The 18,720-nt window shown below is 71.6% G+C and carries 12 protein-coding genes; 3 read left to right on the top strand and 9 right to left on the bottom strand.

Annotated elements, in window-relative coordinates:
* Positions 1–22: 22 nt before the first annotated feature.
* Positions 23–628, bottom strand: a complete 606-nt coding sequence (locus BA175_RS00295) for a YdbC family protein (RefSeq protein WP_069169136.1) — start codon at positions 626–628, stop codon at positions 23–25.
* 204 nt (positions 629–832) lie between these two features.
* On the opposite strand from BA175_RS00295, the gene BA175_RS00290 reads away from it, so the two are divergent.
* Positions 833–1,363 carry a TerD family protein gene (locus tag BA175_RS00290; protein ID WP_069169135.1) on the top strand — a complete coding sequence of 177 codons (531 nt, stop codon included), beginning with the start codon at positions 833–835 and terminating at the stop codon, positions 1,361–1,363.
* Between the two features lie 320 nt (positions 1,364–1,683).
* Here the strand turns inward: BA175_RS00290 and BA175_RS00285 are convergent, their stop codons facing one another.
* Positions 1,684–4,593 (bottom strand): vitamin B12-dependent ribonucleotide reductase, encoded by a 2,910-nt coding sequence (locus BA175_RS00285; RefSeq protein ID WP_069170255.1) that lies wholly within the window; start codon positions 4,591–4,593, stop codon positions 1,684–1,686.
* Positions 4,594–4,751: 158 nt separating this feature from the next.
* Positions 4,752–5,264: a transcriptional regulator NrdR gene (gene nrdR, locus BA175_RS00280; RefSeq protein WP_069169134.1), complete on the bottom strand. Its 513-nt coding sequence runs from the start codon at positions 5,262–5,264 to the stop codon at positions 4,752–4,754.
* A gap of 641 nt (positions 5,265–5,905) precedes the next feature.
* On the opposite strand from nrdR, the gene lexA reads away from it, so the two are divergent.
* Positions 5,906–6,703: a transcriptional repressor LexA gene (gene lexA / locus BA175_RS00275; protein WP_069169133.1), complete on the top strand. Its 798-nt coding sequence runs from the start codon at positions 5,906–5,908 to the stop codon at positions 6,701–6,703.
* Positions 6,704–7,186: 483 nt separating this feature from the next.
* On the opposite strand, the gene BA175_RS00270 is transcribed toward lexA, so the two are convergent.
* From BA175_RS00270 to BA175_RS00250, 5 genes are read right to left on the bottom strand one after another with little or no spacing between them, the layout of a single operon-like run.
* On the bottom strand, positions 7,187–9,154 hold the full coding sequence (locus tag BA175_RS00270) for an ATP-dependent DNA helicase (protein ID WP_069169132.1): 1,968 nt from the start codon (positions 9,152–9,154) through the stop codon (positions 7,187–7,189).
* A gap of 50 nt (positions 9,155–9,204) precedes the next feature.
* On the bottom strand, positions 9,205–11,043 hold the full coding sequence (locus BA175_RS00265) for an IucA/IucC family protein (protein WP_069169131.1): 1,839 nt from the start codon (positions 11,041–11,043) through the stop codon (positions 9,205–9,207).
* Positions 11,044–11,103: 60 nt separating this feature from the next.
* Positions 11,104–11,880: a GNAT family N-acetyltransferase gene (locus BA175_RS00260; RefSeq protein WP_069169130.1), complete on the bottom strand. Its 777-nt coding sequence runs from the start codon at positions 11,878–11,880 to the stop codon at positions 11,104–11,106.
* 38 nt (positions 11,881–11,918) lie between these two features.
* Positions 11,919–13,862: an IucA/IucC family protein gene (locus BA175_RS00255; protein WP_069169129.1), complete on the bottom strand. Its 1,944-nt coding sequence runs from the start codon at positions 13,860–13,862 to the stop codon at positions 11,919–11,921.
* A 28-nt stretch (positions 13,863–13,890) separates the two neighbouring features.
* The gene (locus BA175_RS00250; RefSeq protein ID WP_069169128.1) at positions 13,891–15,279 is read right to left on the bottom strand and encodes a diaminobutyrate--2-oxoglutarate transaminase family protein; all 1,389 of its coding nucleotides are present in this window, start codon (positions 15,277–15,279) and stop codon (positions 13,891–13,893) included.
* Between the two features lie 331 nt (positions 15,280–15,610).
* Here BA175_RS00250 and BA175_RS00245 point away from each other — a divergent pair, with 331 nt between their 5' ends.
* Positions 15,611–16,831 carry a trypsin-like serine peptidase gene (locus tag BA175_RS00245; protein ID WP_438947299.1) on the top strand — a complete coding sequence of 407 codons (1,221 nt, stop codon included), beginning with the start codon at positions 15,611–15,613 and terminating at the stop codon, positions 16,829–16,831.
* A 286-nt stretch (positions 16,832–17,117) separates the two neighbouring features.
* Here the strand turns inward: BA175_RS00245 and hflX are convergent, their stop codons facing one another.
* Complete coding sequence (gene hflX / locus BA175_RS00240; RefSeq protein WP_069169126.1) at positions 17,118–18,638, bottom strand: GTPase HflX; 1,521 nt, start codon at positions 18,636–18,638, stop codon at positions 17,118–17,120.
* Between the last annotated feature and the right edge of the window lie 82 nt (positions 18,639–18,720).

Raw genomic sequence — 18,720 nt, 5'->3', positions numbered from 1 at the left:
CGGGGGCGGCCGGGCCGGATGGTCAGACGGTCCAGGAGGGCTCGAGCCGCACCACGTCGCCCGTCAGTGTCTCCACGTCGCGGTCGGTCTCCGCCCGCGACGAGAGCCGGGCGATGCTCTCGGGGCGGTACTTGCCCCGTTCGGCGCTCGACTGCCACATCGACAGGACGAGGAACTCGTGGCCCGGCGCTTCCCCGAACAGGCCGCGCAGCATGCCGGGAGAGCCGGCCATCGCCGGGTTCCACACCTTCTGCTGCATGAGCGTGAAGTGCTCGACGCGGTCCTCGTACACGCGGCTGTGCGCCAGCCTGATCACATCGGCGTCGGTGAACTCCGGCTCGAATCCGGTCTTCACGTCGAACCGGTACTCGAAGAGCTTGACCTGCATGTCCTTGTGACCACCGGACTGCGCGGCGGCCCGCCGGTCGTGCTCGCGCGCCATGAACGAGTCGTAGAAGACCCGGTTCTCCCAGAACGCGAAGAGATGGGCGACATCGGGACGCCGCCGGCTCCAGCCGCCGCTCTGCCCCATGAAGCCCGGTTCCCCGGACAGCCCCGCCCACTTCCGCTGCCCCCGCTCGAACCCATGACGGTCCACCACGGTGCAGCGAGTCCACTTGACCAGCACCGCGCCATCGTACGGCTCCGGACGTGGCGGGGCTCACGCCGAGCACCGGCCCGGGGGGCGGACGCACCCCCGGGCCGGGCGCGCACGCCCGCAGATGGCCCGAAGACGCCGTCCGCTCCCAAGCCGGTTGGATCCGCGGACGGTTGCCGACATGATCTGAGGTGGCACAGGTCCATCGGTCCAGGAGCGAGGAGGGGACGTCCGATGAGTACGCCCAAGAAGGACATCGACAAGGTCGAGGTGAGGGTCAAGTGGGACCCCAGTCCGGCCGGTGAACCGGCCAACGACCTCGACATCATCGCGGCCGTGTACGGGACGGGGGACCTCTACGGCAGCCCCGTGTACCTCGTGCACTTCGACAGCAGGTCACCGGACGGCACCATCACCCTGGACCGGGACAGCAGGACCGGGCAGGGGTTCGGCTTCGACGAGGTGATGACGATCGAGCTGGACCGGCTGTCCGACGCCTACGCCAGGGTCGTCGTCGGCGTCGCGATCCAGCAGCGCGACGGCCGCAACACCTTCGACCGGATAGAGCACACGGCCGTGCAGATCCGCGAGGGCTACACGACTCTGGCGGAGGACGACTTCTCGGGAGTTCCGGACGCCACGGCCGCGGTCGTGGCGGACTTCACCCGGGACGACTCGGGTTCCTGGGGCTTCCACCCGGCCGTGCGGGGATTCGACGGGGACCCCGACGCGTTCGCGGCGGCCATGGGGAGCCGCGCCGGCTGACCTCCCCGGCCGCTCTCCGGGGCTCCCGCCGTCCCCGGCAGCCGGAGGCGGTACCCGCCCGGTCCCGGGCGGGTACCGCCTCCACGGGCATCCGGCCGTGTCCGGCAGGGACGGCCTCTCCTACCGCGGGTCTTACCGCGGCCAGGCGGTTGTCCCCGGGCTTCCTGCCGCGCCCCTGTGCCTCCTGATGACGACACGGGCCTTCCGCGACGGCGCCGCCCTGCTGCTCCACGGCCGCCCGGAGGGGGCGAGGTGCCGGTGGAACGCGGGAGGGGGCACCGGCCGTGAGCCGGTGCCCCCTTCACCTGTCCGGGCAGGTGTCAGCTGCAGCCGCTGGTGGAACCGCAGCCCTCACAGATGTAGCAGGAGCCCGCCCGCTGCATCTTCGTACCGCAGGAGAAGCAGAGCGGAGCGTCCGCGCTGATGCCGAGCTGCATCTCGACCAGTTCCGCCGAGGTGTGCGCCGTCTTCGGCGCCGACTTCACCGCTGCGCTCTCCTCGGGCGCGGCGACCGCCTTCAGCGGCTGGGCCTGGACGGGAGCGGACTGCGCCAGGCTCTCGGCGTCGACCTCCCCGTCCTCGAAGGAGGGCTCGTAGGAACCCGTGTCGAGGTGGCGCTGACGCTCCTCGGCCGAGTGGATCCCCAGGGCCGAACGCGTCTCGAACGGCAGGAAGTCGAGCGCCAGGCGGCGGAAGATGTAGTCGACGATCGACTGCGCCATCCGCACGTCCGGGTCGTCCGTCATGCCGGCCGGCTCGAAGCGCATGTTGGTGAACTTCGAGACGTACGTCTCCAGGGGCACGCCGTACTGCAGACCGACCGAGACGGCGATCGAGAAGGCGTCCATCATCCCGGCGAGGGTCGAACCCTGCTTGGACATCTTCAGGAAGACCTCGCCGAGCCCGTCGTCGGGGTAGGAGTTGGCGGTCATGTAGCCCTCGGCCCCTCCCACCGTGAAGGAGGTGGTGATGCCGGGGCGGCCCTTGGGCAGACGCTTGCGGACCGGGCGGTACTCGACGACCTTCTCGACCGCGGCACGGATGGTGCCCTCGGCCTCGGCGGTCACCTCGGCCTTCTCCTTCTCCTTCTTCTTGGCGGAGAGGGGCTGGCCGACCTTGCAGTTGTCGCGGTAGATCGCGAGCGCCTTGACGCCCATCTTCCACGCCTCGAAGTAGACCTCCTCGACGTCCTCGACGGTCGCCGTCTCCGGCAGGTTCACCGTCTTGGACAGCGCGCCGGAGATCCACGGCTGGATCGCCGCCATCATCCGGACGTGACCCATGGCCGAGATGGAACGCTCGCCCATCGCGCAGTCGAAGACCTCGTAGTGCTCGGTCTTGAGACCGGGGGCGTCGATCACGTTGCCGTGGTCGGCGATGTGGGCGACGATCGCCTCGATCTGCTCGGGCTGGTAGCCGAGGCGGCGCAGGGCCTGCGGAACCGTGCCGTTGACGATCTGCATCGAGCCGCCGCCGACCAGCTTCTTGAACTTGACCAGGGCGAGGTCGGGCTCCAGACCGGTGGTGTCGCAGGACATCGCGAGACCGATGGTGCCGGTGGGGGCGATGACCGAGGCCTGCGCGTTGCGGAAGCCGTTCTTCGCGCCGAGGCGGATCACGTCCTGCCAGGCCTCCGTGGCGGCGGCCCAGATCGGCGCGTCCAGGTCGTCCATGCGGACGGCCACGGCGTTGGCGTCGGCGTGCTGCTTCATGACGCGCTGGTGCGGCTCGGCGTTGCGGGCGTAGCCGTCGTACGCGCCGACGACCGCGGCGAGTTCCGCGGACCGCCGGTACGAGGTACCGGTCATGAGCGAGGTGATGGAGCCGGCGAGCGCGCGGCCCCCGTCGCTGTCGTACGCGTGGCCGGTCGCCATCAGGAGGGCGCCCAGGTTGGCGTAGCCGATGCCGAGCTGGCGGTAGGCGCGGGTGTTCTCGCCGATCTTCTGCGTCGGGAAGTCGGCGAAGCAGATCGAGATGTCCATCGCGGTGATGACCAGCTCGACGACCTTGGCGAAGCGCTCGGACTCGAAGGACTGGTGGCCCTCGCCGTCGTCCTTGAGGAACTTCATGAGGTTCAGCGAGGCCAGGTTGCACGACGTGTTGTCCAGGTGCATGTACTCGCTGCAGGGGTTCGAGCCGTTGATCCGGCCGGACTCCGGGCAGGTGTGCCACTGGTTGATCGTGTCGTCGTACTGGATACCCGGGTCGGCGCAGGCCCACGCGGCCTCGGCCATCTTGCGGAAGAGGGACTTGGCCTCGACCTCCTCGATGACGTCACCGGTCATCCGGGCGCGGAGCCCGAACTTCCCGCCCGACTCGACGGCCTTCATGAACTCGTCGTTCACACGGACCGAGTTGTTGGCGTTCTGGTACTGGACGGACGTGATGTCGTCGCCGCCCAGGTCCATGTCGAAGCCCGCGTCGCGCAGGGCGCGGATCTTCTCCTCCTCCTTCACCTTCGTCTCGATGAAGTTCTCGATGTCGGGGTGGTCGACGTCGAGGATGACCATCTTGGCCGCGCGGCGGGTGGCGCCACCGGACTTGATGGTCCCCGCGGAGGCGTCGGCGCCCCGCATGAAGGAGACCGGGCCGGAGGCGTTGCCGCCGGAGGAGAGCAGTTCCTTGGAGGAGCGGATGCGGGAGAGGTTCAGGCCGGCACCGGAGCCGCCCTTGAAGATCATTCCCTCTTCCTTGTACCAGTCGAGGATCGACTCCATGGAGTCGTCGACAGCCAGGATGAAGCAGGCCGAGACCTGCTGCGGCTGGGGCGTGCCGACGTTGAACCAGACCGGCGAGTTGAAGCTGAAGATCTGGTGCAGGAGCGCGTACGCCAGCTCGTGCTCGAAGATCTCCGCATCGGCGGGAGAGGCGAAGTAGTGGTAGTCCTCGCCGGCCTTCCGGTACGTCTTCACGATCCGGTCGATCAGCTGCCGCAGGCCGGTCTCGCGCTGCGGCGTGCCGACGGCCCCCCGGAAGTACTTGCTGGTGACGATGTTGACCGCGTTCACCGACCAGAAGTCGGGGAACTCGACGCCACGCTGCTCGAAGTTGATCGAGCCGTCGCGCCAGTTGGTCATGACGACGTCACGGCGCTCCCACGCCACCTCGTCGTACGGATGCACGCCGGGAGTGGTGTGGATGCGCTCGATGCGCAGGCCCTGCTTGGTCGCAGTCGACTTGGCTCCCTTGGTACGGGAACCTCGTGCCGGGCCGCTCGCCGTCTCTGTCATGCCGCCTCCCATATGTGGGCAAAAACGCCCTGAAGTGCCCAGTTCTTCCCAGGGCACAGTCTGTGTCTGATGCTCGGGACGCCTCGCACAGCGCCCCGGAGCAGGTCTTGTGCCGCCAGTCCGGCGGCTCTACCGCCTCCGCCGCACGGCTTCGGCGGTCAATCGGCCGCGACAGCGGCGGGGGCGGGGACGGCGAGGCTCTCGCCGCCCGTCCCCCCGGGGGGAGGCCGCCGGTCGCGGAGTTCCGCGATGGCGGCCTCGAAGTCGTCGAGCGAATCGAACGCCCGGTACACGGAGGCGAAGCGCAGGTACGCGACGAGGTCGAGTTCCTGGAGGGGGCCCAGTATGGCCAGACCCACGTCGTGGGTGGTCAGCTCCGCGCTACCGGTCGCCCGGACCGCCTCCTCGACCCGCTGCCCCAGCTTCGCCAGGGCGTCCTCGGTGACGGGACGCCCCTGGCACGCCTTGCGGACGCCGGAGATGACCTTGGTGCGGCTGAAGGGTTCCGTCACGCCGCTCCGCTTGACCACCATCAGCGAGCAGGTCTCCACCGTCGTGAAGCGACGGGAGCAGTCGGGACACTGGCGCCGCCGCCGGATCGACGTCCCGTCGTCCGTGGTGCGACTGTCGACCACCCGGCTGTCGGGATGCCTGCAGAAGGGGCAGTGCATGTCTCTCAACCCTCCTTCACAAGCACGACTGAATGGCCTCCCCAGCTCCGTCACGGACCTGCGAGGCAGCCCCCAGCATAGGCGATGGACTCGACCCTGAAGGACCGGGGACCACTAGTTCTGGGCGGCAGCGGCAATCCAACCACTAGATCTAGGGTTTTACTCCGCTAGCGCCCCAGCGCGTGTCGCGCCCGGCCGACGGCCAGGAGGCAGCGTACGGCCCGGCACGAGGGTACGGGAAACGCGCGGTCCCCAGGTTCAGGCGGCAGGAGCCCTCCACGCACCCCTGGACACGACCGGAGGACGACTCCGGGCCCTCGCCGGCCGGCCACCGGACACGCGCGCCGGCCGACCCCGGACGAGCCCTCGCCCACCCTCCGCACGGACGACGGTTCCACCCCCCGGACGTCGCACGCGAGCGCGCGGGCGCTAGCGTGGCACCGTGCCCGAGAGGGTGCGGCCGCTCCCGTGGCGGCACCGGGTCCCACCGACCGGCCGAGGACCACCGAATCCCGCTCATACACCTCACAGCAGGACCGGAACAGCCCTTTATTTGTTTTTCACTCGAACGTGTGTTTGGCGCAACCTTTCGAAAGCTACTACCGTTGCCTAGCTAGGGAGACCATTCGAGAGGGGCCGACGTGACCGCCACCGCAGACAGTGCCACCATCACTGCGCAGGACCACCGCTCCCAGAGCCGACTTGAGCCGGTGCATGCCATGAATGACTCAGTCACGAACACGGAGGGGCCGGAGCCCGTGCGCCCCGGCCGCTCCTTGCCAGGACGGCCTCCAGGCATCCGGGCGGACAGCTCGGGTCTCACGGACCGGCAGCGGCGCGTGATCGAGGTCATCCGGGATTCCGTGCAGCGGCGGGGGTACCCCCCGTCGATGCGGGAGATCGGTCAGGCGGTGGGGCTGTCCAGCACCTCGTCCGTCGCCCATCAGCTCATGGCCCTGGAGCGCAAGGGGTTCCTGCGCCGCGACCCGCACCGCCCCCGGGCGTACGAGGTCCGCGGATCGGACCAGCCCAGCACGCAGCCGACGGACACCACGGGGAAGCCCGCCGCGTCGTACGTGCCCCTGGTCGGCCGGATCGCGGCCGGCGGACCGATCCTCGCGGAGGAGTCCGTCGAGGACGTCTTCCCCCTTCCGCGCCAGCTGGTCGGTGACGGCGAGCTCTTCGTGCTGAAGGTCGTCGGCGATTCGATGATCGAGGCCGCGATCATGGACGGCGACTGGGTCACGGTCCGCCGTCAGCCCGTCGCGGAGAACGGGGACATCGTGGCAGCCATGCTGGACGGCGAAGCCACGGTCAAGCGGTTCAAGCGCGAGGACGGGCATGTGTGGCTCCTCCCGCACAACTCCGCCTACCAGCCGATCCCCGGCGACGAGGCGACCATCCTCGGCAAGGTCGTAGCGGTGCTGCGGCGGGTGTGACCCCGCCGCAGCGTTCGGCTGGGCCCCGGGACCCCGCGCCGGTCCCGGGGCCTTGTGCTGTGTATCCGGGGCCAGTGCCGTGGTCTCGTGCCGGCGGTCCCGGTCCCTGTGCGCCCGCTCGCGCGACAGCCCGGAGCTCCGCGCCTCACGCCGGCGCTTCCCGGAGGACGTGCTGTACGGCGTGCGCCCGGCCAGGGGCGCCAGGCTCAGGCCCGTGCGGGCCGTACCGCGCGGAGTCCCTCGGCCAGGGCCGCGCCTTCGGGTGCGAGGGGGGTCGTTCGCGTCCGGGATGCGCTGCGGAAGCAGCGGGCGATGGCCGTCGTCATCGCAGACTCGCGGGATGCGGGACGGCCCTTGCCTGAACCGTCTGCTGCTCCCGCCGCACGGTCCACGGTCCTCACGGCGCCTAAGGCCCGGCCTTCCGGCTCCTCCGCCGGGCGCGGGGACGGCTGCCGACCTTACGGTAGAGGGGCTCCGCCCGGCTCAGGATGCGGCTTTGGCCGCCGCGTCGATGGCCGCGAGCGAACGCCGCACCTGGTTGCGGTCCGTTGTGTACCAGAAGTCGGGCAGCGACGCCCGGAGGTAGCTTCCGTACCGTGCGTTGGCCAGCCGGGGATCGAGCACCGCCACCACGCCCTTGTCACCCGTGGCACGGACCAGCCGGCCGGCCCCCTGTGCCATCAGCAGCGCGGCGTGGGTGGCCGCGACCGCCATGAAGCCGTTACCGCCGGCCTCCTCCACCGCCTTCTGGCGCGCGCTCATCAGCGGGTCGTCCGGCCGGGGGAACGGAATCCTGTCCATGACGACCAGCTGGCAGCTCGCCCCCGGCACATCGACTCCCTGCCAGAGGGACAGCGTGCCGAAGAGGCAGGTCTCGGGATCCGCCGCGAAGTTCTTGATCAGCTCCCCGAGCGTCTCCTCCCCCTGCAGCAGCACGGGCCTGTCCTGTCGGCCCCGCAGCTCCTCCGCAGCCGCCTGGGCCGCCCTCATGGACGAGAAGAGGCCGAGGGTCCTGCCTCCCGCCGCGTCCACCAGCTCGGCCAGTTCGTCCAGCATGTCGGCGCGGGAACCCTCCCGCCCCGGCGTGGCCAGATGCCGGGCCACGTACAGGATGCCCTGCTTCGGGTAGTCGAACGGCGAGCCGACGTCCAGGCCCTTCCACTGGGGGATGTCGTCCCCCGCCATCCCCTCGGGAGCGAGCCCGAGCGACGCCCCCACGCCGTTGAAGTCCCCGCCCAGCTTCAGGGTGGCCGAGGTGAGGACCACCGACCGGTCGGCGAAGAGCTTCTCGCGCAGGAGCCCCGACACCGAGAGCGGGGCGACCCGCACGGAGGCGCCGAAGCGGTCATGGCGCTCGTACCAGACGACGTCGTACTCGGACCCCTGGGTGATGCGCTCCGCGACACCGTGGACGGACTCCACGGACGCGATGGCCTGCTTGCGGACGGCGTCCTCGTCCTGGACGGACTTGTCGCGGGTGGAGCCCAGGGCCGAGATCACCGTGCGCGCCGCGTCACGCAACGCGGCCAAGGCGTAACCGAGGTCTTCCGGTACCTCCTCCAGCCGGCCGGGCAGCGCCAGCTCCATGACCCGTTCGAACCCCTCCGAAGCAGTCTGGAGCGCGTCGGCCGCCTTCTCGTCGACCAGCTTGGCCGCCCGCCGCACCGCCCGGTTCACCTGGCCGGGAGTGAGCTCACCGGTCGCGACCCCGGTGACCCGCGAGACCAGCTCGTGGGCCTCGTCGACGATCAGCACCTCGTGCTGGGGAAGCACGGGGGCGCCCTCGATCGCGTCGATGGCCAGGAGGGCGTGGTTGGTCACGACGACATCGGCGAGCTTGGCCCGCTCCCGGGCCGCCTCCGCGAAACACTCGGCGCCGTACGCGCACTTGGAGGCGCCCAGGCACTCGCGCGAGGAGACCGAGATCTGCGCCCAGGCACGGTCGGACACCCCCGGTGTGAGGTCGTCGCGGTCGCCGCTCTCCGTCTCGTCCGCCCAGTCGCGCATGCGCAGCAGGTCCTGGCCGAGCCTGCTCGACGGGGCCGCCGCCTCGAACTGGTCGAAGAGGCCCTCCTCCTCGTCCTGCGGGACTCCCTCGTGGAGGCGGTGCAGGCAGAGGTAGTTCGACCTGCCCTTGAGCATCGCGAACTGGGGGCGGCGGCGCAGCAGTGGTTGCAGGGCGTCGACCGTCCGCGGGAGGTCCCGCTCGACCAGCTGGCGCTGGAGGGCGAGGGTCGCCGTGGCCACCACGACGCGCTCCCCGTGGGCCAGGGCCGGCACCAGATAGCCGAGGGACTTGCCCGTGCCGGTACCGGCCTGGACGAGGAGGTGTGCGTTGTCCTCGACGGCCTCGGCGACGGCTTCGGCCATGGTGACCTGACCGGGCCGTTCCGTACCGCCGACGGCGGTGACGGCGGCGTGGAGGAGCTCGGGGAGAGATGGCTTCGTCATAGCGCGTCCACCCTACGGCGCGGGACTGACATCGACGGTCACTCCCGGTCTCACGCGGTGGGATGCAGGGGGTTGGGGACCGTTCCGTGGACGGCGGCGTGCGGGCGCCGCGGCCTGTCACGGTAACCGTCCAGGTGCAGCCGGTTGCGGTTGAGACAGAGGCGCTCGATCGTCGGCGTCAGCATGTCGAACGTCTCGAACCGCTCCTTCAGCTCGGGGAAACGGGCGTGGTGGCGCAGGATCTCCGCACGGACGAGTGACCAGAACACGCTCTCGGGCACCCCCAGCTGCTCCTCGCAGAGCGGGGAGAGGAAACGGAAGACGCCGACGAAGAGCCCCGCGTGGATGAACTGGGTGAGGAAGGAGGGTTCTTCGGTCAGCAGGACGGCGCGGACGTCGTCCGGCATCGACCCGTGCTCGGGCAGCGGCCGGGCACTCACGTTCACGTCGTCGACGAAGTCCTTGATCGCGAGGCGCTGCGGCACGTCCCGATCGTCGAAGACGACGATCGCGTTCTCCCCGTGGGGCGAGAACACGGTGCCGTACCGGTACAGGAAGTGCAGGAGCGGGGGCAGCAGCGCGGCGAAGAGCCGCGTCAGCCAGGCCTCCGGCGTGAGCCCCGACCGGGTGACCAGCTCGGCCGTGAAGGACCGTCCAGCGGGGTCCGTGTGCAGCAGGGAGGCCAGCGTGCGGGCGCGTTCCCCGGGGCCCAGCCGTGGCGGCAGCGGCTCACGCCAGATGGCGCCGAGGATCTCCTTGAACTGGTACGGCACCTCGGGAAGGTGATCGTAGAGGGGATGCTCGACGGCTACCGAGGCGACCTCTCCCAGAAGGATGACCCCGCTGTCGCGCAGGAAGGGATCCGAGTCGCGGATCCCCTGGACCCAGGCGGTGACCGCGGGGGCGGCGAGGGTGCGTTCGGTCGGCAGACCGCGCCAGACCAGGGTGTTCAGGATCGAGAGGGGCAGCTTGACGGTGTGCCGGTCGGGACGGCCGACGTTGCTGAACGTGCGGATCGACTGCTGCGGCAGCCGGAGGTCGCCGTCCGCGTGGAGGGGCACGATCCGGCCGTCCGCGAGCGCCGGGGCGAAGAGGGGGACGATCCACTCGTCCCACTGCCAGGGGTGGACCGGCAGGAAGAGGTAGTCGCCGGGATCGAGGCCACGGCCGCGCAGCACTGCGGCGAACGAGGCGCGGACCGGCGCGTCCAGTTCCTGGTCGTACAGCTGTCCGGGGGTGGCGAGGCGGCCGACTCCCCGATAGCCGGCTATCCGGGTACTGACGGCGATCCAGGGCAGCGTGGTGGCGGAGCGCGCCTCCGGGGTGAAGCGGGCGGTATCCGCGGCGGAGAAGCCGAGGCGGCCCTTGTTGGCGACCAGCCAGGGATGTCCCGTCTGGTGCCCTTCGAGTTCGGCGTACGGGAGGTCGGCGAGCCGCGCCACCGGGAGCGCGGAGCGGTCGAGGCGGGTGTCGGCGGTGAGCGTGGCGGTGAGTTCGCGTACAAGGTGGCCCAGGGTGGCCCCGTCCAGGCCCAGGAGGCGGCGGGCGCGGACGAGGAAGTGCAGCGGGTCGCGGAAGGGGATACCGCCGGAGTCCGCGCCGCCCTCGCGGATCGACTCCGGGTCGACGCGCCAGCTTCCGTAGACCCCGCGGCGCGCGCGGAAGCTCAGCTGCCCGCCGTCGTCGAGCGGCAGGGTGTAACCGTGGGTGTTTCCCACGGACCCCTTCTCCTGCCGTGCGGGTTCGACGACCTCCTCGTAGGCGAACTCACCGAGCATCTTCGCGAGCAGCCGCACCGCCGCTCGGTCCCAGCCCTCCCGGTTCAATTCCTCGGTGGCGAACGGCGGGCGGTACGGGGCCGGGTCGTGGCTCGCGGGATGTGTCGGCACGGGGACTCCTCGGGGTGGAAACCGATGGGGTTCGAGCGTGTGGATGTGGCGGCGAGTTGTTCACAGCTGTGCACGGTGGGCCCGGTCGCGGACCATCAAAGCAGCTCGTTTGCCGGGCAGTTCGACTTCCGCGGAGAAACGGAAACCGGCACTCAGGAAGGCCGAGACGGACGGGGTGTTGCGCAGGTCCGGCTCCGCGACGACGCGGGCGCAACGCGGACGGTGGTCGAGTACGAGGTCGGACACGGCCCTGAGCAGCACGGTTCCGATGCCCCGGCCCCGGTTGCCCACCCCGCCGATCAGGAGGTGGATCCCGGTGTCGTGGGGCCGGGCGGGGTAGTGGCGGGCCAGGGGGTCCAGGTCGGCCCGGTAGATCTCCCAGTAGCTCATCGGCCTGCCGTCGAGCACGCCGAGGCAGGGGACGCTGCGGCCGTCGCCGTCGAGCTGCGGGCGGAGGTGGCCGGCGGTGACCGACTCCGGTCCGGCGAGCTCCCAGAAGGCGGCCACCGCGGGGTCGTTCATCCAACGGCTGATCACGGCGAGGTCGCGCGCGGGTTCCACGGGGACCAGCCGGAACTCTCCGGCGGAGGTGGCGGCCGGGCCCCACGCGGCCGGATCGCCGACGGGGCCGGAGGGGCCGGCCCCCGGCGGGGCCTCGGCCGGCGCGGGAGGGGGCCCCGGCGAACCGTGGTGGGCGGGTGAGGCGGGGGCCGGCGGCCCGCCGTCGCCGAGCAGGGTGAGCAGCTCTTCGGTGAGCCGTAGCTCCAGCGTGTCCTCGGCGCCCGTGACACGCGGCGGGGACGCACCGGCCTCGGTGTGCGCATCGGTGTGGTGCACCGTGGCGCTCCTCTCCTCGGTTCGGGCGGGCGGTTCGCTCAGCTGCGCAGCGGGTTGGCGATGGTGACGTAGACGGACTGGGTGTCGACCGGGCCGACGAGTTCGTCCAGCCCGTGCAGCCGGGTCAGGAGGTTGGCCTTGCACCGCAGGTGCGCCGTCTCCAGGAGGTAGGCGGGCAGGGGGGAGCCCAGCGTGCGCGCGTCCTCGAGGAAACGGCGGAAGGCGGCGAGGAGCAGTCGCTCGTCGGCCAGCCGCTGGGAACCGAAGGCGCCGATGAGCCCCAGGACGTTGTTGATGCCGAGGTAGTACGCGAGCCTTTCGTCGGTGACCGCGTCGGCGACGAAGGTGTCGCTGACGCTGCCGATCCCGGGGAGCCGCTCCTCGAGCGCGGGACGGTGCGACTCGCGGAAGTAGTATCCCTGGTTGTCGCGGTACCGGCCGCCGGCCGGCCAGCCGTCCGCGTCGAGCAGGACCAGGGTGTTCTGCTGATGGGCCTCCAGGGCCACGCCCGCGTGGGCGTCGAGCCACAGGACGGGCAGCACCACGCGGTCCAGGTAGCGCAGGAACCACTCGGCGCAGACCGCTCCCGTCGTCCGGCCCGTGCGGTCGGCCAGCCGGGAGACGGTCTCCGCGAGCCGGGAGTGCGTACCGGGGCGGCCGGGCCAGGGACGCGGGGCGGTGAGTCCGGCGATGCACACCGCGTCGTCGACCGGACCGAACGGATTGTGGCGGATCATGACGTCGAGGCCGGGGACGGGCACGCCGCCCGGGGCGTCCACGGCGAGCCAGGCGGGGTCCCGGACGATGTCGAAGCCCGGGTGGACCGCCTGCCACGCGCGGGCCAGCCCCGTGCCCAGCAGCCGGTGGACCTCGGTCCCGCGGTGGAGTTCCTTGCGGAGGTTCTCCCGGCGGGAGTTGGTGATGCGCACCCCCAGCGAGAGCTTCAGCATGATGCCGGCGCCGGGCCGGTGCACGGTCCGTACGGAGGAGGTGGGGTGCCAGTGCTCCCCGTACGGGCCGAGGTCGTGGAGCAGGCCCTTGTCGAACAGGGTGGCGACCTCGGGGCGGCGCTTGAGCTCCGCCGCCTGCCAGGGGTGGAGCGGAAGAGCGGCGGTGCCGTCGGGCAGGCGCAGCCCGTCCGCGTGGGGCGCGAGGAGTTCCTCGGCCGAGACCGGCCGGCCCGCCCGGGCCCAGGAGGACTCGGTGGCCAGTACGGAGCGGTCCACGGCCATCCAGTACAGCGGGAAGGAGCCGCGCGACTCGGGTGAGTAGAGGAGCGTCTCGGTCTCCGAGAGGCCCTCCCGGCTCTTGGGCGTGGGGTGCAGGGGGTGGCCGAGGACCAGGGACTGCTCGGCGGTGAGGAAGAGGTCCGTCTCCGGGTACGCGCCGGGGGCCCGGCGGCGGGCGGCGAGGAAGACGGCGGTGTTCCGCACCGAGTCCGCCACGCGTGCCACCAGGTCCATGCCGGAGTCCCGGTCGCTCTCCCGCCCGAGAAGGGCGGCCACGGTGACGGCGTCGACCCCGGGGGAACCCTCGGGGGCGCTCTCCAGGGTGGGCGTACCGAAGCGGTGCCAGCCCGTCGCGGACCAGTGGCCGACCGGGACGAGCAGGGCGGTCCCGCTCGCGGGGAGCGGGATGCGCAGGGTGTCTCCCTGCGGGCGGGGCAGGTCGTTCTCCCTGACCCAGCAGCGCAGGAGGTTCTCGGTGCCGGCGGAGTCGGCGGCCCGGAGCGGATCCGGGTGGTCGAGCGGGTCCGGCCGGCCGCGGCTGCCGGTGCGGGCGGGTGGGCGCGTGTGGCGGGGCCGGTCCGCGGGGACTCCGCGCGTGGCGACGCCCGCCCCGGTGTGGGGGGCAGCCCGGTGGCCGGCCTTCTGACGCGGCACGGTCGTCGACTCGACGGCGAGGGCACCGTCCGGCACGTCCTGTCCTCGCTGTTCGCTGGGGGGAGGGCCGTCGGCCTCGGGCGCAGGGGTGGGGTTCACGGCGGTCTTCCTTGTGAGGGGTCCGGGATCAGGCGGTCGGCCCCGAAGGGGCCCGGCGGCGCGCGGAGCGTTCCGCGGCGCTCAGCGCGTCGGCGAGACGGTCGACGACCGCCGTGGCCTGTTCGTCGGTGAGGGTGAGGGGTGGGAGCAGCCGGACGACGGCGCTGTCGCGTCCGCCGATCTCGACGATGAGGCCGCGGTGGAGGCATTCCTGCTGCACGGCGGCGGCCAGGGCCGGGTCGGGCGGCGGGGCGGATCCGTTCCCGGCGACGGCGGTGGGGGGCGCGGCCTCGGGGTCGACGAGCTCGATGCCCAGCATCAGGCCGCGTCCCCGGACGTCACCGATGCGCGGGTGGTCCGCCCGCAGCGCCCGGAGACCGGCGAGCATGCGCGCGCCGAGCGTCGCGGCACGCTCGGCCAGCCGGTTCTCGCGTACGTACGCGAGGGTGGCGCGTCCGGCGGCCATGGCGAGCTGGTTGCCCCGGAAGGTTCCCGCGTGGGCTCCCGGCGGCCAGACGTCGAGCTCCGAGCGGTAGACGATCACCGCGAGGGGGAGCGAGCCGCCGATGGCTTTGGAGAGGACCATGACGTCGGGCTCGACCCCGCTGTGCTCGACCGCCCAGAAGGCACCGGTCCTGCCGACCCCGGTCTGCACCTCGTCCGCGATCAGCGGGATGGACCGCTCCCGGGTGATCTCGCGCATCCGGCGCAGCCACCCGTCGGGGGCGGGGTTCACTCCGCCCTCCCCCTGGACGGGTTCCACGATCATCCCGGCCGGAGCGGACACCCCGCCCTTGGGATCGTCCAGCAGGTGCTCGGTCCAGCGCGCGGCGATGCCGGCTCCGCGCTCCCCGCCTGTCCCGAAGGGGCAGCGGTAGTCCTGCGGGAAGGGCAGTCTGGTCACCCGGACGTCCGGGGCGGCGCCCGAGGCGGCCAGCGCCCCTGCGGTCATCCCGTGGTACGCGCCGGTGAAGGCGAGGAGTCCGCTGCGCCCGGTGGCCGCGCGGACCAGCGTGAGCGCGGCTTCGACGGCGTCGGTCCCGGCCGGCCCGCAGAACTGGATCCGGGCGTCGTCCGCGAGCCGTCCGGGCAGAGTGGCGAACAGCTCGGTGGTGAAGGCGTCCTTGACGGGGGTGGCGAGATCGAGCACGTGCAGCGGCGCTCCGGAGTCGATGACCTTCCTGATCGCCTCGAGCACCACGGGGTGGTTGTGACCGAGTGCCAGGGTTCCCGCTCCGGACAGGCAGTCGAGATAGCGGCGCCCGTCCGCCCCCTCGACGGTCATCCCCCTGGCCCGCACCGGCACGATCGGCAGCGACCGCGCATAGGTGCGGGCCGCCGACTCGCGCAGCGCCTGGCGCCGCAGGATCCCCTCGTACGCGGCCTGCGGCGCCGGAGCTGGTTCGGTCACGGCCACGGCTGCGGTCCTCCTGCGGTAACAGTGGCGTCGTACGTCCGTACGGTGCCCCGGGGACGGGCCGCGCGGCTGAACGCTGTCCGGGTGTTCCCCGTACGTACCAACGACGCCGGGCGCGGGGGATCACGGGTGCGGCGGAAGATCCTTGCGCGGCGGGAACCATGGCCCTGCCGCACGCCGTCCCCATCGGCACCGGCATAGTGGGGGCCGCACCCGGAACGGGCCACCGTGGCCCGTCCGTGGACGCCGTGGCGTCGAGCCGGTGCCGCGCCCGGCGGCCGTCCGCGGTGCGGCAGAGAAGTCAGTGACGAAGTCCCAGGGGGATCACCAGATGCGACCCATGCGCCCGATCGACACCGCACGCCGCGGGAGGAGCGCCCGCCGCACCTCCCCCGTGTTCGCGGCAGCCGCCCTCACCGCCGTCCTCGCGCTCACCGTCACCGCCTGCGGTCCCGAGGAGGACGCGGCGAGCGGCAAGCCGGCCGGCTCGCCCGGCCAGGCCTCCGACGGCAAGGTCACCATCCCGGACGATCTGAAGGACCGGCTCAAGGAGCACGGGATTGACCTCGACACGTGGCGGAACGGCGAGTGGAAGAACTGGGACAGGGACAAGTGGCTGCGTGAGGCCAAGGACTACGTCAACCCGATCATCGAGGACCTGTGGGACCCGGAACGGATGCGGGACGCGGACAAGCCCCCGGAGAACCCCGTCGACAACGACATATCCGGCGACGAGGGCGTGACGGACCCGACCCCGGCCCCCGTCGAGGCCGCCGCCCTCTCGACGCCGTACCACGCCGGCGCCGCGGAGTCCGGCAAGCTCTTCTTCGACGGACCCGAGGGATCGATGGTCTGCTCGGCGACCGTGGTGAAGGACCCGGCCCACCCCGGCAGGTCCAACATGGTGTGGACCGCGGGCCACTGCGTGCACGCCGGTAAGAAGGGCGGCTGGTACCGCAACATCGCCTTCGTCCCCTCGTACAACGACAGCGGCCTGTCGGTGGCCGAGCTGGAGAACGCACCCAAGGAGAAAATCGCTCCCTACGGCGTGTGGTGGGGCCAGTGGGCGCAGACCTCCGAGCAGTGGATCGCCCAGGGCGCGAGGACCGGCGGCCAGGGCGCGCCGTACGACTTCGCGGTCCTGCAGGTGACACCGGAGAAGGGGTCGACGGGCAAGTCCCTGGAGGAGACGGTCGGTTCGGCGCTCCCCGTCGACTTCAACGCCCCGGCGGTCCCCGAGATCGACACCATGACGGCCACCGGCTACCCGGCGGCGCCGCCGTTCGACGGGCAGAAGGCGTTCCGGTGCGCGGACGAGCCGGGCCGGCTCTCCGTCTTCCAGGACCAGCCGACGATGTACCGCATCGGGTGCACGATGACCGGCGGCTCCTCGGGCGGTGGCTGGGTGGCGAACGGCCAGGACGGCAAGCCGGCCCTGGTCTCGAACACCTCCATCGGGCCGGTGACCGCCGGCTGGCTGGCCGGGCCCCGTCTCGGCAAGGAGGCCGAGGGCGTCTACCGGGCCGTCAGCAAGAAGTACGCGGGCCGCTGAGGGCTGCCCCGCAGGCCCTGTCGCGAAAGGAGCGTCGTCTGCCCGAAGGGCAGGTCCGGTGCGTGCGATCGCACTGCGGAGGGTCGTCCCGACAGTGGATATATCGGGACGACCCCGACAACGCGGCGAGTCTGAGTGCCAGGCGTCGCCGGGCGGACGGGACGTTCGGAACACGGCCCAGCAGGACGACGCACCGCCGGCCCGGTCCCCTCGCCGAGGGGGCCGGGCCGGCGGTTTTCGTGCGGTGTGGCGCCGCCGCCCGTTCCGGGGAGCGGACGGCCGTGCGTCAGTGGGCCACGGGGACGAACGCCGCCAGTTCCGCGCCGAGCTCCTCGTGCACCCGCGCCTTGAGCAGGGTGCCCTCCGGAAGGTGCTCCTCGGAGATGACCTCGCCCTCGGCGTGCACGCGGGAGACGAGCCCGCCCTGCGTGTAGGGCACGAGCGCCTCGATCTCGACGGACGGCCGCGGCAGCTCGGCGTCGATGAGCGCGAGCAGCTCGTCGATGCCGGCACCGGTCCGCGCCGATACCGCGATCGCGTACCGCTCGGCGCGCATCAGGCGCTGGAGCACCAGCGGGTCCGCCGCGTCCGCCTTGTTGATCACGACGATCTCCGGCACGTCGACCGCGCCGACCTCCCGGATCACCTCCCGCACGGCGGCGAGCTGCTCCTCGGGGGCCGGGTGCGAGCCGTCGACCACGTGCAGGATCAGGTCGGACTCCCCGACCTCCTCCATGGTGGAGCGGAACGCCTCGACCAGGTGGTGCGGCAGGTGCCGCACGAACCCGACGGTGTCGGCCAGGGTGTAGAGCCGTCCGCTGGGCGTCTCCGCCCGGCGCACGGTCGGGTCGAGGGTGGCGAACAGCGCGTTCTCCACCAGCACGCCCGCACCGGTGAGCCGGTTGAGCAGCGACGACTTCCCCGCGTTGGTGTATCCGGCGATCGCCACCGAGGGCACCTTGTTGCGCTTGCGCTCCTGGCGCTTGATCTCGCGGCCCGTCTTCATCTCCGCGATCTCCCGGCGCATCTTCGCCATCTTCTCGCGGATCCGGCGCCGGTCCGTCTCGATCTTGGTCTCACCGGGTCCACGCGTGGCCATGCCGCCCCCGCCGCTGGATCCGCCGCCGCCCATCTGCCGGGAGAGCGACTGACCCCAGCCGCGCAGCCGCGGCAGCATGTACTGCATCTGTGCCAGCGACACCTGGGCCTTGCCCTCGCGGGACTTGGCGTGCTGGGCGAAGATGTCGAGGATCAGGGCGGTCCTGTCGACCACCTTGACCTTGACGACGTCCTCCAGGTGGATCAGCTGGCCGGGGCTCAGTTCACCGTCGCAGATGACGGTGTCCGCGCCGGTCTCCAGGACGATGTCCCGCAGCTCCAGCGCCTTGCCCGAACCGATGTAGGTGGCGGGGTCCGGCTTGTCGCGCCGCTGGAACACGGCGTCGAGCACCAGGGCGCCCGCCGTCTCGGCCAGCGCCGCCAGCTCCGCGAGGGAGATCTCCGCGTCGTGCACCGTCCCCGAGGTCCAGACACCGACCAGCACCACGCGCTCCAGGCGCAGCTGGCGGTACTCGACCTCGGTGACGTCCTCGAGCTCCGTGGAGAGACCCGCCACGCGGCGCAGTGCCGCACGGTCGGAACGGTCGAACTGGTCGCCGTCGCGCTCCCCGTCGATCGCGTGGCTCCAGGCGACGTCCTCTTCCATCAGGGCGTCGGCCCGCAGGCCCTCGGTGAGGCTCTCGGAGTCGTTTTCCGTGGCGCTCCGCGCGTCGCGCGCGTCCTGGGGAAGGGAAGAAGAGGAGGTCATTGGATCCTTACGTCGGTGGAAGTCCGTTACGCCAGTCACAACGCGTCACCCCACCGGAAGATTCCCCTGGGCGGGGTCCACC

This window comes from Streptomyces griseus, assembly GCF_001715295.1.
GTDB lineage: Bacteria > Actinomycetota > Actinomycetes > Streptomycetales > Streptomycetaceae > Streptomyces > Streptomyces griseus_G.
The sequence above is the reverse complement of the archived record's forward strand: the minus strand, read 5'-3'. Positions and strand labels throughout refer to the sequence as shown.